The organism is Stenotrophomonas sp. VV52 (assembly GCF_002893095.1).
Classification (GTDB): domain Bacteria; phylum Pseudomonadota; class Gammaproteobacteria; order Xanthomonadales; family Xanthomonadaceae; genus Stenotrophomonas; species Stenotrophomonas aracearum.
The window spans coordinates 45,510-59,339 of the sequence record NZ_PKQQ01000006.1 but is presented as its reverse complement, the minus strand read 5'-3'; the positions used below and the strand labels follow the sequence as shown (position 1 = coordinate 59,339).

At 66.5% G+C, this 13,830-nt stretch carries 12 protein-coding genes; 7 read left to right on the top strand and 5 right to left on the bottom strand.

All coding sequences use genetic code 11. The annotated features are described in order from the left end of the window. Positions 1-334: 334 nt before the first annotated feature. On the bottom strand, positions 335-2,890 hold the full coding sequence (locus C2U58_RS11380; RefSeq protein WP_253256717.1) for a TonB-dependent receptor: 2,556 nt from the start codon (positions 2,888-2,890) through the stop codon (positions 335-337). Positions 2,891-3,197: 307 nt separating this feature from the next. Here C2U58_RS11380 and C2U58_RS11375 point away from each other — a divergent pair, with 307 nt between their 5' ends. After that, a complete protein-coding gene (locus tag C2U58_RS11375; protein ID WP_102945961.1) occupies positions 3,198-4,346 on the top strand; it encodes a Fic family protein in 1,149 nt (382 codons plus the stop codon). 4 nt (positions 4,347-4,350) lie between these two features. On the opposite strand, the gene C2U58_RS11370 is transcribed toward C2U58_RS11375, so the two are convergent. The 4 genes from C2U58_RS11370 to C2U58_RS11355 are packed head-to-tail and all read right to left on the bottom strand — an operon-like array spanning position 4,351 to position 9,369. Continuing rightward, the gene (locus C2U58_RS11370) at positions 4,351-4,545 is read right to left on the bottom strand and encodes a hypothetical protein (protein WP_102945960.1); all 195 of its coding nucleotides are present in this window, start codon (positions 4,543-4,545) and stop codon (positions 4,351-4,353) included. A gap of 18 nt (positions 4,546-4,563) precedes the next feature. Continuing rightward, complete coding sequence (locus C2U58_RS11365) at positions 4,564-6,669, bottom strand: response regulator (RefSeq protein WP_102945959.1); 2,106 nt, start codon at positions 6,667-6,669, stop codon at positions 4,564-4,566. Then, entirely contained in the window at positions 6,662-7,135 is a 474-nt protein-coding gene (locus tag C2U58_RS11360; protein WP_102945958.1) for a response regulator, read from the bottom strand. The genes C2U58_RS11365 and C2U58_RS11360 overlap by 8 nt, the downstream gene beginning before the upstream one ends. Next, entirely contained in the window at positions 7,132-9,369 is a 2,238-nt protein-coding gene (locus C2U58_RS11355; RefSeq protein WP_102945957.1) for an ATP-binding protein, read from the bottom strand. Before C2U58_RS11355 ends, C2U58_RS11360 begins: the two co-directional genes overlap by 4 nt. 172 nt (positions 9,370-9,541) lie before the next feature. On the opposite strand from C2U58_RS11355, the gene C2U58_RS11350 reads away from it, so the two are divergent. From C2U58_RS11350 to C2U58_RS11325, 6 genes are all read left to right on the top strand, one after another. Then, complete coding sequence (locus C2U58_RS11350) at positions 9,542-10,504, top strand: acyl-CoA dehydrogenase family protein (protein ID WP_102945956.1); 963 nt, start codon at positions 9,542-9,544, stop codon at positions 10,502-10,504. Further along, entirely contained in the window at positions 10,492-11,250 is a 759-nt protein-coding gene (locus tag C2U58_RS11345) for a PIG-L family deacetylase (RefSeq protein ID WP_102945955.1), read from the top strand. Before C2U58_RS11350 ends, C2U58_RS11345 begins: the two co-directional genes overlap by 13 nt. Further along, positions 11,247-11,834: a class I SAM-dependent methyltransferase gene (locus tag C2U58_RS11340; RefSeq protein WP_102945954.1), complete on the top strand. Its 588-nt coding sequence runs from the start codon at positions 11,247-11,249 to the stop codon at positions 11,832-11,834. The genes C2U58_RS11345 and C2U58_RS11340 overlap by 4 nt, the downstream gene beginning before the upstream one ends. Next, complete coding sequence (locus C2U58_RS11335; RefSeq protein ID WP_102945953.1) at positions 11,831-12,532, top strand: glycosyltransferase family 2 protein; 702 nt, start codon at positions 11,831-11,833, stop codon at positions 12,530-12,532. Before C2U58_RS11340 ends, C2U58_RS11335 begins: the two co-directional genes overlap by 4 nt. Further along, positions 12,532-12,819, top strand: a complete 288-nt coding sequence (locus tag C2U58_RS11330; RefSeq protein ID WP_102945952.1) for a PQ-loop repeat-containing protein — start codon at positions 12,532-12,534, stop codon at positions 12,817-12,819. Before C2U58_RS11335 ends, C2U58_RS11330 begins: the two co-directional genes overlap by 1 nt. A 155-nt stretch (positions 12,820-12,974) precedes the next feature. Next, entirely contained in the window at positions 12,975-13,829 is an 855-nt protein-coding gene (locus tag C2U58_RS11325; RefSeq protein ID WP_102945951.1) for an STAS domain-containing protein, read from the top strand. Position 13,830 lies beyond the last annotated feature (1 nt).

The following is a 13,830-nucleotide window of genomic DNA, read 5'->3' as shown; positions in this document are numbered from 1 at the left end:
CCCGAATGCAGTCGTTGGCAACGGGTTATGGCTGTATGAAGCAGAGAGGATGCGTTACGGACGCGGGTTCGATTCCCGCCAGCTCCACCACATGTGCACCCGCGCGGTGCCCAGCTGAAGGGGCTGCACTGGTTTCGACGTGGCGAGCAGTCAATGTGGACAGCCCGAGAGGCGACCGACGTAATCGGCGCAAAAACTGTAATCGCCAATGCTGATTACTACGATCAGAACGAGCAGAAAGAACTGCTCGCCGCCTGATTTCACGCAAGCGCACGTGATCACCAAACGCGCAACCACCCCGCCCACAACGGCGGGGTGGTCTTTTTGCCCAGACTCAGAACTTCCAACCCACCCGCGCGTAATAGAACCCGCCGTTGAAGCCGTATGGGGTGTGCACCGGGTACTCCGCGCCGGCTACGCCGGACCAGGGGTTTTTGCCCGGTACGCGGTCGAACAGGTTCTGCGCGCCGAGGCTGAAGTACAGGCCGGAGTCGAACTTCCAGCCTACTTCGGCATCCACGATCAACGCGCTGCCGCCGTAGATCGGCAGGCCGCCGTCGGCCGCTGAAATCACGCCGCTGTCCAGGTGGTCTTCGTAGAAGGAGCCGTAATAGTTGAAGCGCAGGTTGGCGTTGAAGATCTGCCGTTGGTGATGGATGCTGAAGTAGCCCTTGGTCTTGGGTAGCGATTTCTCCAGCTTGTAAACGCGGGCTTCGTCGATGAAATCGGTGTCGAAGCGATCGACCTCGGTCTTGTTCCAGTTCGCCGCCAGCGAATAGGTGGTGGTGCCACCGAAGTGATCGCTGCGATAGCTGGTGACCAGGTCCACGCCGGTGGTGGTGGTGTCGAAGGCATTGCCGAAGTAGGTCACCTGCGAGATCGAAGCAGCTTCGGGATTGCCGCCCGCCACCAGCGCCGCACGCTCCTCCGGCGTCACCGCGAAGCTGGTACTCAGTGCGATGCGGTCCTCGACCTTGATCTGGTAGCCGTCCAGGGTGAACAGCCAGTCGCCCTCGGTCCAGACCGCACCCAGCGACACGTTCTTCGACTCCTCCGGGGTCAGCGGCCGCGCGCCCTTGAGCTGCGCGATGGGGTTGGTCGGGGGCAGGGTGGCGATGTCTTCCAGCGCGGTGCCACCGAACACGGTGCTGATCTGGCTGATGTTGGCCTGGCCGGGCGTAGGTGCACGGAAGCCGGTGTTGTACGCACCGCGCAGGGCGAAGTGTTCGTTGAAGTCGAATCGCCCGGTGACCTTGCCGGTGGTGGTGCTGCCGAACGAGTCGTAGTCTTCAAAGCGCAGTGCACCGGCCAGCAGGAAGCGTTCGGTGACCTGCGCTTCCAGGTCCGCATAGGCCGCCCAGTTGCGGCGGTCGAAGGTGCCGGCGGTTCGGGTACTGAAGCCGTTGAAACCGTTCGAGCCCAGCGCGAAGCCCTGTTCGGTCAGTGGACCAATGGCGGTGGAGGGGCCATCGCCGGGGCTGATCTTGAAGCTCTCTTCGCGCCATTCCGCGCCGGCGGCCAGGCGCAGCGGCTGGAAGGTGAAGCGGGTTTCAAAGTCGCGGGTCACGTCCACGTTGACGCTTTTTTCGGTCTGGGTGTTGCCGCCGGGCCGGAAGTACAGGCCTTCGGGCTGGTCCGGGCCCGGTGACGCGTTGACGGTGTTGTAGATGATGAACTCGATATCGTTGCGACCCCAGGAACCGCTCACGTCCCAGTACCAGTCGCCCCAGTTGCCCTTGGCGCCGGCGAAGATCGAGCTGTCTTCCAGCTTGCCGCCAAAGCGCGGGGTGAAGCCGCCCGGCAGGCTGGACAGGAAGGTGTAGCAGTTGGCCGGCAGCGCGGCGACGGCTCCGCTGACGGTGCTGTACGGCAGCAGGTTGCCGCCGCCATCGCGCAGCGCGATGGTGGGGCAGGCGTCGGCGCCGGTGAGGTTGCCGATCAGCAGGGTCTCGCCGCCGTCGTTGGAGTACACGCCCGAACGCGCGGTGGGGTCGCGGAAGTAGAAGCCGCCGTCCACGTCGCGCTTGGCGTAGTTGCCGAACAGGTAGAAATCCACCGCGTCGGTGCTGAGGCCCAGGTTGGCGACCAGCTTCAGGTCGTCGTCGATCTTCGGGGAGCCCCATACCTGGGCCGGATCGCCTACGCCCGGGTAGCCGGCGGCGATGGCGGCGGCGGCGTCGTCGCGCTGCACGCTGCGCGAGGTGTCGTCGGCCTTGCGCCACTCGGCGGTGAGGGTGGCAAAGCCGCGTTCGGTAAGGGGCAGGCCGATCTGCGCCGAGTACTGGGTGGTGAGCCCGTCGCCCTTGTAGAACTGACCGGCGAATACTTCGGCAGTGCCGCCTTCGCGGATCTTCTTCAGGCCGAAGTTGATCACCCCTGCAATCGCATCCGAGCCGTACTGCGCGGCAGCGCCGTCGCGCAGGACGTCTACCTGCTCCAGCGCGAGGGAGGGGAACACCGAGAGGTCCGGGCCCTGCGCACCGTCGGAAAGCCCATGGCCCAGGAAGGTGATGACCGCAGCGCGATGGAAGCGCTTGCCGTTGACCAGCAGCAGGGTGTTGTCCGGCGGCAGGCCGCGCAGGTTGGCCGGGCGGATCAGGCTGGCGGCGTCGTCGATGGGGATGGTGCTGACGTTGAACGAGGGAACCAGCACGCGGAGCTGGTCGAGCGCGTCGGTGGCACCCTGGTTGCGGAATTCTTCGCCGCTGATGATGTCGATCGGGACTGCCGAGGATGAAACGGTACGGGGTTTGGTACGACTGCCCAGGACCGAGACGGTGTCCAGGGTGGATGTTTCAGGAGTGCCCGGAGGGCTGCTGTCCTGTGCCACCGCGATGGAGCTGGTGACCAGCAGCGCGGCGGCCAGTGCCGCCTTTACTGCAGATGCCAATGGCGAAATTGCTTTCGGAGCGTGAACACACTTGCCAATGCGGTAGTCCATGCATGCACCTTGCAGTCAGATTGTGGGTTTAGTCGTTCGCGTAGGTACTCATCCGGTTGGTTCTCCTTGCGTGCCAGAGGGGCTGGTGCGCTGCACAAAGAATTAACAGAGCGTAAACAGTACTGCAACGTATCTTTCGTTTTTGTCTCACTTACGGGACGCAGAGCACATCGTGAGGCGAATAACGGTAGTATTCGCCTCATCTGGTGAGGCGAATGGGGGTGTTATTCGGCTCACGGTCCTCAGAGGAGACGTCATGGCTTCCCACTGGATATGGCAGAACACCGACTGGCCTTCGTTCCAGTGGCAGCAGGCTGAGCTGGCGCCTCTGCTGCGGGCGTGTGCCCAGGCCCAAGGACAATTGACCGGAATGGTGGGCGCCGAGAACGACGCCGAGCGCGCCGAAGACGCGCTGGATGCCCTGCTGGCCAACGTGATCACCTCGTCAGCGATCGAAGGCGAGCGCTTGAACGTGGCATCGGTGCGCTCCTCCCTTGCACGGCGGCTGGGCATGGACGCGCAGGTCGCCATCAGCGCCCGCAGCGAGGGGCTGGCCGACCTGACCTTGGACGCCGTCACGCAGATTGAGCGCCCGCTGGACCTGCAGCGCATGCTCCAGTGGCACAGGTGGCTGTGCCCCGCCGATGACAGCTTTCTTCCCTCCCGGATCCGGGTGGGTGCCCTGCGCGGCGACGAACCGATGCAGGTGGTCTCCGGGCGTGTCGACCGGCCCACGGTGCATTTCGAGGCGCCACCCCGTAATGGGCTTGAAGCTCAGCTGGACGCGTTCTTCGACTGGTTTTCCGCCACCCGCCATGACCCGCAACTGGACCCCTTACTGCGAGCCGGTGTCGCACACTTCTGGTTGATCACCCTGCATCCGTTCGATGACGGCAACGGGCGATTGACGCGCGCGGTCACCGACCTGGCGTTGGCGCAGGCGGAGCCGCAGGTGATCCGTTTCCATGCGGTGTCGGCCAGCATCCTGGATGACCGCGCGGGCTACTACCGCGTGCTGGAAGCCAGCCAGAAGGGCGAAATGGACATCACCGAATGGCTGCAGTGGTTCCTGGAAACCCTGCTGCACAGCCTGCTCCAGGCCACCACGCGCATCGATGCGGTGCTGGCCAAGGCACGCTTCTGGCGCCAGCACCCGCAGTTCTCGCTCGCCGCCGAGCAGGTAAAAGTGCTGAATTGGCTGCTGGATGGGGGCGAGCGCGGGTTCGAATCGGGCATCAGTGCCAGTCAGTACCGCGCAGTGGCAGGGGTCTCGCGTGCCACCGCGTCGCGCCATCTGGCAGATCTGGTGGTGAAGGGCTGTCTGCGCCGACTTCCCGGAGGCGGACGCAGCACGCGTTACGAGATCAACGCGGTGCAGTCAAGGACAGCACTTCACGAGATATGAACTGCTAGGGCGCGGCAAGCGACGCCTGCAACGCCTTTGCGAGCGCGGCATCGCCGTTGACCAGGTCCGCCCAGCGCAGGTCCACGCCCTTGCGATGTCCCTTCAGCACCAGCTTCAGTCCTTCCGGATCCAGCGTCAGGGTGTAGGTCTCATCGCCGATCTGCACTTCGCGGCGCAGGGGTTTGTCGAGCGGCGTCATCGTACTCTCCTCGGCGCGCTAAGCGGCGGCTTCGTCCTTCAGCGAGCCCCTGATCGCGCCGGCCAGGTCGGTGCGGGTGAACGGTTTGGCCAGGATCGGAATGCTGCGCCCCACCGTGCCACTGGCGTCGATGTCGCGCGGATAGCCGGAGGTGAACAGCACGCGCAGTGCCGGCTTGTGCGACAACGCGCGCTTGGCCAGTTCCCAGCCGGACATGCCCGGCATCACGATGTCCGAGAACAGCAGGTCCACGCTGACGTCGGTACGTTCCAGCAGTCGCATCGCCGAAGGGCCGTCGTGCGCTTCGAGCACGCGGTAGCCGAGCTGGCGCAGGGTGTCCACGGTATAGGCGCGTACGTCGTCGTTGTCTTCGGCGACCAGTACGGTGGCTTCGTCCTGCATCTCATAGCCGCCCAGCCCGCGTTGCTCGGTCTGTCCAGTCTGTGGCAGCTCGGCGTCGGAGCGTGGGAACAGCAGCGTGATCGCGGTGCCGCTGCCCGGCGCAGAGTCGACCAGCACGTGGCCGCCGGATTGCTTGACGAAACCGTACACCATCGACAAGCCAAGACCGGTTCCACGCCCGACCTCCTTGGTGGTGAAGAACGGCTCGAACACCCGTGTGAGGGTTTCGGCGGACATGCCGTGGCCGGTGTCGCGGACCCGCAGCATGGCGTAACGGCCGGGCGGTACGTCGGGATTCTGTGCGGTGAAGTCGTCATCCAGGTGGGCGTTGTCCACCTCGATGACCAGGCGGCCGCCGTCGGGCATCGCGTCGCGTGCGTTGACCGCCAGGTTGAGCACCGAGGCTTCAAGCTGGCTGGGGTCGACCTCCACGCACCAGATGTCCGGGTGGTGCACCATTTCCAGCTGCACCAGCTCGCCCAGCGAGCGGTGCAGCATGTCTTCCATGTCGCGCACCTGCGCGTTGAGGTCCACCGGCATGTTGCGCAGCGGCTGCCGGCGCGAGAACGCAAGCAGGCGCTGGGTCACGTTGGCCGCGCGCATCACGCCCTTGAGCGCGTTGTCCAGGGCGCGTGCCGAGCCACCGGCGGCATCGCCCAGGCGGTCGGTGAGCAGCTTGGCGTACTCCACGTTGCCGGCGATGACGGTCAGGATGTTGTTGAAGTCGTGCGCGATGCCGCCGGTAAGCTGGCCGACCGCTTCGATCTTCTGGCTCTGGCGCAGCGCCTCTTCGGCCTGCCGGCGGGCGGTGGTTTCGACCGCTTCGGCGACCACGGCGGTCACGCTGCCCTGATGGTCGTACAGCGGCCGGAACGAGAATTCGAAACTGCGCTTGCCGGTGGGCAGGCGCAGGTCCAGCTCGTGCCGCGAGGCGGTGCCGGCGGCGGCGTCGTGCACCGCACCCGACACGATCACCGGCACGCCGTCGGTATCGGCGAACCAGGCCGACTCGCAGTAGACCGCGTCGCGCACGTCTTCCTTGCCCGCCAGGATCGCGTCCAGCGCGGCGGAATTGGTGTCGATGATGCGGCCGTCCAGGGTCAACAGGATCTGGTGCTGGAAGCTGGACTCGAACAGCGCCTGCAGCCGGCTTTCGCTGCGGTGCAGGGCGGAGGTGCGTTCGCTGACCTGGCGCTCCAGCGACTCGTTGCTGGCGGTCAACTGGGCCTGGGCCTGCTTGAGTTCGCCGATGTCGCGGGCCATGGCGTACATGTGCAGTCGCTGCTGGCTGTCGCGCAGGTCGCTTTCCACCCGCTGCAGATGGCGTCGCTCCTGCGCTTCCTTGATCGCGCGCAACACCGCGTCCGGCAGCCGCTGCAGGCGCGCCTTGACCACGTAGTCGCGCGCACCACGCTTCAATGCCTCGACGGCCAGTTCTTCGGTCAGGGTGCCGGAAACGAAGATGAAGGGAACGTCGGGTGCCAGCTCGCAGGCCAGCACCAGGGCGGCATCGCCACTGAACCCGGGCAGCACGTGGTCGGCCAGGATCACGTCGAAGGCATCGGTGGCCAACGCATCGCGCATGCCCGCTTCCGACCAGGTGCGTTCAGCGGTGAACGCGATACCGGCGCGCCGCAGCTGCAGCGTTATCAATTCTGCATCGAGCGCGCTGTCCTCGACCATGAGGATGCGGATCGAAGCGCCGTTCAACCTTTCAGACATCGGTGCGGCTCTTGGCGCCGAACAACGTGCCGTGCGGCGGGGGCTGGTTGGTGATGCCCCAGAACATGCCCAGGCCCTGGATGGCTTCCAGGAATTCCTTGAAGTCCACCGGCTTGACCACGAAGGCGTTCACGCCCAGCTCGTAGCTGCTGACCAGGTCCGATTCCTCGCGCGAGGAGGTGAGCATCACCACCGGGGTGCTGCTGATCGAGGCATCCATGCGGATCTCTTTCAACACTTCCAATCCGTTGAGCTTGGGAAGCTTCAGGTCCAGCAGCACCACCACCGGACCGCCGTGCTGCGCATCCGCGTAGCGTCCCTCGGCGCGCAGGTATTCCAGCGCCTCGACACCGTCCCGCACGTGGGTGACATCGTTCAGGAGCTGGCAACGGGCCAAGGCGGCCATCGTCAGCTCAGCGTCCTTCGGATTGTCTTCCACGAGCAGAATCGGCCGCAGATCTCTCATAGGTTGTCTCCAGTAACAAAGGGAATGGTGAAGAAGAAGGTGGCACCTTCGCCGACCCGGCCTTCGGCCCAGGTGCGCCCGCCGTGGCGGGTGATGATGCGGTGTACGTTGGCCAGGCCAATGCCGGTGCCTTCGTACTCGTCCGCATGGTGCAGGCGCTGGAACACCCCGAACAGCTTGTCGACATAGCGCATGTCGAAACCGCAGCCGTTGTCTTTCACGTAGAAGACGTCTTCGGTGTCGCTGCGCTGGTGCCCCACTTCAATGGTGGGTGAGGCACTGTCGCGCGTGAACTTGATCGCATTGGACAGCAGGTTCTGCCAGACCAGGCGGAGCATGCCCGGGTCTGCCTGAACACGGGGCAGATGCGGTATCTGCCAGCGGATCGAGCGCCCGGCGTACTCCATGTCCAGCTTGTGCCGCACATCTTCGACCAGGGCGGTCATGTCCATCGAGATCTGACCCATCGTGGACCTGCCCATCTGCGAGAAGCTGAGCAGGTCGTCCACCAGCGTTCCGGCCGATTGTGCGGACTCGACGATGGTATCCAGAAATCTCTTCTCTGAATCATTCAGCCTCTCCGCCGCCGAGGCCCAGAGCAGTTCCGAGTAGCCGACGATGTGGCGGAAGGGTGCGCGCAGGTCGTGGCTGACCGAATACGAGAACGCTTCCAGCTCCTTGTTGCTGCGCAGGAGCTGTTCGTTCAGCGCGGCCATTTCCTCGGCCTTGCGCAGCACGATGTCGACGATGGCGGTGCGCAGTTCCAGCGCGGCATCGCGGTCGACGTCGTCCCACGGCAGCGACTGCCGCTGCACGGTTTCCTTCCAGCCTTCGAACGAAGTGCGTGGCGACAATGGCAGGCCGGTCTCTTCCTTGCGCGGGTCACCGCCCCAGCGCACCGTGCGGACCACTTCCGGGCGGAACCACAGCACGAAGCTGTCGTGGATCTGCGATATTGAAATGGCCAGCACGCCGCTGGCGACGTCGGCGAAGGCTTCGGCGGGTTTCCAGAGCAGCGGCAGCCGGTCGGTGCAGTAGAGGTCGCCTTCGTGCTGCTGCACGCTCAGCCACTGCACCAGCTCCATCACCTGCGCGCGGCTGGGGCATTCCCCGTGCAACAGGCATTCGCCCCGGTGCACGATGGCGGCGCCGCTGGAGTGGGTCAGCGCCAGCAGGTTGTGCTGGTCGCGGCCGAGCGCGGCCATGAAGTCGGTGTCGCCCGCCATGCGCCCCAGCAGCCGGACCTGGATGGCGCGGCGCGCGATCCGCGCTTCCACCCCCGCGGCGCGTTCCTTCAGGGATATCTGCAGCGACAGGATCTGCCCGATGAACTCGCAGGCCGTGCGCACGTGGTAGGGCACGCGCTTGGGCTGCGCGTTGTGGCAGGAGATCAACCCCCACAACTCGCCTTCGCGCAGCAGCGACACCGACATCGAGGCGCCGGTGGCCATATTGCGCATGTACTGCAGGTGCACCGGCGACACACTGCGCAGCATCGCCGGGCTCAGGTCGGTCGGCCCCGGACCGGCGTGGCCGGCGCTGCGGACCAGCGGCACCGGTTGGTAGTTGCTGTCGGCAATAAGGCGCACGCGGTTCTGCCGGTACAGTGCACGCGCCTGGGCGGGAATGTCGGATTCGGGGAAGCGCAGGTCCAGGTAGCTCGGCAGCACGCCGTTGCCGTCCTCGGCCACCACTGCGCCGTTCCAGTCCTTGTCGAACTGGTAGACCAGGGTGCGGTCGAAACCGGTCAGCTCGCGGATCTGCACCGACGCCAGCTCGCACAGTTCGCGCGTGGTCTCGACCCGCTCGATCGCTTCCATGAAGCGGCGGATCGCCGGGTACAGGTCCTCCAGCGAACCGGGCTCGCCGGGCACCGGTGCTTCCAGTTCGACGATGAGGTCATCACCGAGCCGGTGGGCCAGCGTGTGGTGGCCGCCATGGGGACCGATGGCATGCGCGCCAAGGAACTGCGTGGTACCCGGCTTGATGGTTTCCAGCGCTGGTCTGCACCTGGCAAGGGCGCCTCCGAGTACGTCGTCGATGGGGTGGCCCAGCGGATCGCCCAACGTGCCGAGCAGGTCAGCGTGCGCGATGGCACGTTCCTTGACGATCAGGGTCTGCGGATCGAGGACAAGGATCAGGCCGTAGGGTTGTATGGCACCTGGCGTGCGGATCGGTTCTTGGGCGCAGCTGGACACATCCAGCGCGCGGTCACTCACATTCCAGGACGACATTCGTTCAACCCCCACCGGGTACCGTGATCAGGAAGCCACCCCATAGCTTCGCATATCGGCGCCGTCAGCCCCGTGAGGAGCCGGGTGTTTCAACGCAGCTTCCGCGTGCACTGCACGGTATCCACACACACCGGTCACTCATCCGAGACGGGAGGCAGGGTATCCCTTTCCCATGGACAGGCTCTCCGACCACGCTGCCCCCGCACTTGAAGCCGCCGCGCGGGAGGTACTGACCCGGCAGCCCGCGCTGCCACTGCCCGGCCGGGGCCACACACTGGAGCGCTGGCGGCTGCTGGCCGCATTGGCCGCGCGCGACCTGTGCATCGCCAAAGTGCTGGAAGCGCACTACGACGCGCAGGCGATCCTGGCGGACCTGCATGCCACCTTGCTGGGTGAGGGCACCCTGGCGGCGGTGTGGGCTGCCGAGGGGCCGCAGGCCACGCTTCGTTTCGACGATGAAACCGGGACGGTCAGCGGCAGCAAGCCCTGGTGTTCGGGGGCGGGGCTGGTGGACGTGGCACTGGTGACGGCGCGCCATGGCGAGGGCTCGCGGCTGGTGTGCATCCGTACCGATGCGCCGGGTGTGCTGCTGCAGCCGCAGACCTGGCATGCCACTGGCATGGGCGGGATTCCCAGCGGCACCGTGCAGTTCGACCAGGTGCATGCCGAACCGGTCGGTGCGCCGGGCGCGTACCTGGCGCGGCCGGGCTTCTGGCACGGCGGCGCCGGGATTGCCGCGTGCTGGTACGGGGCTGCAGTAGCACTGGCGTCGCCACTCCAGCGCTCGCCGCGGGTGGACGGCGACGCCCAGGCGGCCGCGCTGCTCGGCGAGGTCGACATGGCCCTGCAGTCCTCCGCCGCGTTGCTGCGTGAGCTTGCCGCGTGGATCGATGCGATGCCTGCGCGGTCCCACCAGACCGACGTGATCCGCGTGCGCAGCGTGGTCGAGCGCACCTGCACGCGGGTGCTGGACGCGGTGGGTCGCGCGCTGGGCCCGGCGCCGATGTGCCTGGATCCGGAGCATGCCCAGCGCTGGTCCGACCTCACGGTGTTCATCCGACAGAGCCATGCGGATCGGGACTGGGCGGAACTGGGGAGGGCGGTCCAGCGCCAGGAGGATCCGTGGACGCTGTAACGGTGCGTATCGAGGGCCGGGGTACGCCCGAGTCCGCGTGGCAGACCTGCGCGTGGCTGGAGGCACTGCCATCGGTGCGGGCCGACACCGTACTGCTCGGCGCGCGTCGCCTGATCGTGGTCTCCCCGCATCCGGATGACGAAGTGCTCGCCTGCGGTGGCCTGATGCAGGCGGCGCTGGCCGAAGGCTGCAACGTGCAGGTGGTGTCGGTTACCGACGGCGAAGCCTGCTATCCCGATCACCCGCGCTGGTCGCACTCCCGGCTTCGCGATGCCCGCAGGCGCGAGCTGGCCAGCGCGATGCAGGCACTGGGCATGGACGCGACGCATGTCAGCGCGCTCAGCATTCCCGATGGCGCGGTTGCACGGCATGAACCCGACCTCGCCGCGCACCTGGCCGGACGCCTGCTGCCGGGCGACGTGGTGGTCGCGCCATGGGTCCAGGACGCGCACCCGGATCACGAGGCGGTGGGGCGGGCGGCGGCGGCAGCGGCGCTCAGCTGCGGCGCGCGCGCGCTGCAGTACCCGGTCTGGGCCTGGCATTGGCTGGACCCGTCGGCGGCATCAGGGCCGTGGCCGAGCGCGCAGCGCATTGCCCTGTGCGCCGACGCGCAGGCGCGCAAGCAGCGGGCGATATCGGCCTTTGCCACGCAGACCGGCGCCGTGGGCGACCTGGAGTGCGAGCCGATCCTGCCCGAATACGTCCTGGCGCGGTTCCACCGCCCTTATGAGGTACTGATCGGATGAGCGTCGCCGAATACTTCGAGCAGATCTACCGGGAGCCGGACCCGTTCCAGTACCGCAACAGGTGGTACGAGGCGCGCAAGCGGGCGTTGACCCTGGCCTGCCTGACCCGGCAGCGCTACCGCAGCGGCTGGGAAGTCGGGTGCTCCAATGGCGTGCTCACGGCGGAGCTGGCAGGGCGCTGCGACGCGCTGCTTGCCACCGACCTCAATGCGGCTGCCTTGGCGGACGCCGCAGCGACCACGCATGACCGCCCCAATGTGCGCCTGGCGCAGGCCCGTCATCCTGATCAATGGCCGGACGGCCGCTTCGACCTGATCGTGGTGAGCGAGGTCGGTTATTACCTGCCGCCGCAGGAAGTAGTGGAAATGGCGGCGAAGCTGCGGGCCAGCCTGACCGATGACGGACTGCTGCTCGCCTGCCACTGGCTGCATCCCTTCGACGCGGCGTTGAGTTCGGCACTGCAGGTACACCGCGCCTTTGCGCGGGGGCTGGAAGAGGCGTTCTGTTACCAGGATGCCGACATGGTGCTGCAGGGCTGGGGCACCGGGCTCGCCAGCGTGGCGCAGCAGGAAGGCCTGCGATGATCGGCGTGATCGTACCGGCACACGATGAAGCGCAGTCCATCGGCCGCTGCCTTGCAGCCATTGCCACTGCGGCTGCCGACCCCCAGCTGCAGGGCGAGGAGGTGCTGGTCGTGGTGGCACTGGATGCCTGCAGCGACGGGACGGGGGCGATCTGCGCGGCACACGGCGTAGCCACCGTGGCGGTCGATGCACGCTGCGTGGGCAGCGCGCGTGCGGCCGCGGCCACGTTCGCGCTGGCCCTCGGTGCGCGCTGGATCGCCAGCACCGACGCCGATACCGTGGTGCCACCGGACTGGCTGTCGCGTCAGGTCAGCTGCGGTGCGGACGCGTTCTGCGGCGTGGTGGGGGTCGGGGACTGGCTGGACTATCCGGACCGGGTGCGCCGCGCATTCGCCGAACGGGAAGTGGCGCGGGACGGGCACCGGCATATCCACGGTGCCAACCTCGGCGTGAGTGCGCCGGCCTATGTGGCGGCGGGTGGTTTCGCGCAGCTGCATACCGGCGAGGACGTGGCCCTGGTGGATGCCATCGCCCGCAGCGGCGCCCGCATCGCCTGGCTCGCCCGGCCGGCGGTGGCCACCAGTGCGCGGCGGACCGCCCGTGCCGAGCACGGTTTCAGCAGTTTCCTGCGCGCGCTGGAACGTGAGGTGGTCGGCACGGGTGCGGGCCTGCTGCCTTCGCGCATGGTGCCCGAGTGATGGAGCAGCCCGCCGACCTGCTGGGCTGGGCCGCGACCGGGGTGCTGATCGCCACCCTGGCACGGCAGATCTACAAGCAGCACCGTGAGGCGTCGGCAGAAGGTGTGTCGACCTGGCTGTTTGTCGGGCAGATGACGGCCTCCATCCTCTTCATCATCTACAGCGCCTTGCTGGGCTCGACCGTATTCGTAGTGACCAACAGCCTGATCCTGCTCACTGCCATCGTCGGCCAGATACTTGCGATACGTCGCCGTCGCGAACAGTCAAACAGCTCCGGCCCAGCCTGATCATCTGAACCAGTCAGTCTTGTGCACACGCCCTTCACACGGCATCGGGTGTCGTGATGGTGCCTCTACCTGAATTCATTTAAGCTCGGGGCCACTCGAGCCCTGACGCGTCTTCGCGTTGGGGCTCTCTCACTTTCCCTGCAGGAACTACCCCCATGGCGGCATTGCAGCAGCGCACCATCGACCTTCTTCGCGTGCACCAGGACGCGGTCCTGGCACAGTGGACCGGGCAGCTGGCCGCCCAGGGCCAGGATGGCCGGCTCGGCGCCCGCGAGCTGGAGAACCAGACCCGCGAATTCTGGCGCCTGTTCCAGGCCGCGTTGTCCACCGCCAGTGCCGGCGGCGTGGGCGGAAACGAATGGCAGGAGCTCCGCCAGTTCCTCGATCAGCTCTCGCGCGATCGCGTCCTGAAGGGGTTCAGTTCCTCGGAAACGGCCAGCTTCCTGTTCTCGCTCAAGCGCCCGCTGTTCGAGTTGATCCAGAACACCTTCGCCGACGACGCAAAGACGCTCGGCGAGCAGCTGTGGGTGATCTCGGAGCTGGTCGACGACCTGGGCCTGCACAGCGTCAAGGCATTCCAGAAGACCCGTGAGGAAGTGATCCAGCGGCAGCAGGAAGAAATGCTGGAACTGTCGACCCCGGTGGTCAAGCTGTGGGAAGGTGTCCTCGCGCTGCCGATGATCGGCACGCTCGATTCCCAGCGCACCCAGGTAGTGATGGAGTCGCTGCTGCAGCGGATCGTCGAGACCGGCTCGGAGATCGCCATCATCGACATCACCGGCGTGCCCACCGTGGACACCTTGGTCGCCCAGCATCTGCTCAAGACGGTTACCGCCATCCGCCTGATGGGCGCCGACGCGATCATCAGCGGCGTGCGTCCGCAGATCGCACAGACCATCGTGCACCTGGGCCTGGACCTGCAGGGCATCGTGACCAAGGCCAACCTGGCCGACGCGCTGGCGCTGGCGCTCAAGCGCACCGGCCAGGTGGTGACCAAGGCTGCCAACTGAA

Excerpts from the sequence above, each read along its gene's own strand:
- C2U58_RS11375 (WP_102945961.1), top strand. The coding sequence starts at position 3,198 with ATGGCTTCCCACTGGATATGGCAGAACACCGACTGGCCTTCGTTCCAG.
- C2U58_RS11370 (WP_102945960.1), bottom strand. The coding sequence starts at position 4,545 with ATGACGCCGCTCGACAAACCCCTGCGCCGCGAAGTGCAGATCGGCGAT.
- C2U58_RS11365 (WP_102945959.1), bottom strand. The coding sequence starts at position 6,669 with ATGTCTGAAAGGTTGAACGGCGCTTCGATCCGCATCCTCATGGTCGAG.
- C2U58_RS11360 (WP_102945958.1), bottom strand. The coding sequence starts at position 7,135 with ATGAGAGATCTGCGGCCGATTCTGCTCGTGGAAGACAATCCGAAGGAC.
- C2U58_RS11355 (WP_102945957.1), bottom strand. The coding sequence starts at position 9,369 with ATGTCGTCCTGGAATGTGAGTGACCGCGCGCTGGATGTGTCCAGCTGC.
- C2U58_RS11350 (WP_102945956.1), top strand. The coding sequence starts at position 9,542 with ATGGACAGGCTCTCCGACCACGCTGCCCCCGCACTTGAAGCCGCCGCG.
- C2U58_RS11340 (WP_102945954.1), top strand. The coding sequence starts at position 11,247 with ATGAGCGTCGCCGAATACTTCGAGCAGATCTACCGGGAGCCGGACCCG.
- C2U58_RS11335 (WP_102945953.1), top strand. The coding sequence starts at position 11,831 with ATGATCGGCGTGATCGTACCGGCACACGATGAAGCGCAGTCCATCGGC.
- C2U58_RS11330 (WP_102945952.1), top strand. The coding sequence starts at position 12,532 with ATGGAGCAGCCCGCCGACCTGCTGGGCTGGGCCGCGACCGGGGTGCTG.
- C2U58_RS11325 (WP_102945951.1), top strand. The coding sequence starts at position 12,975 with ATGGCGGCATTGCAGCAGCGCACCATCGACCTTCTTCGCGTGCACCAG.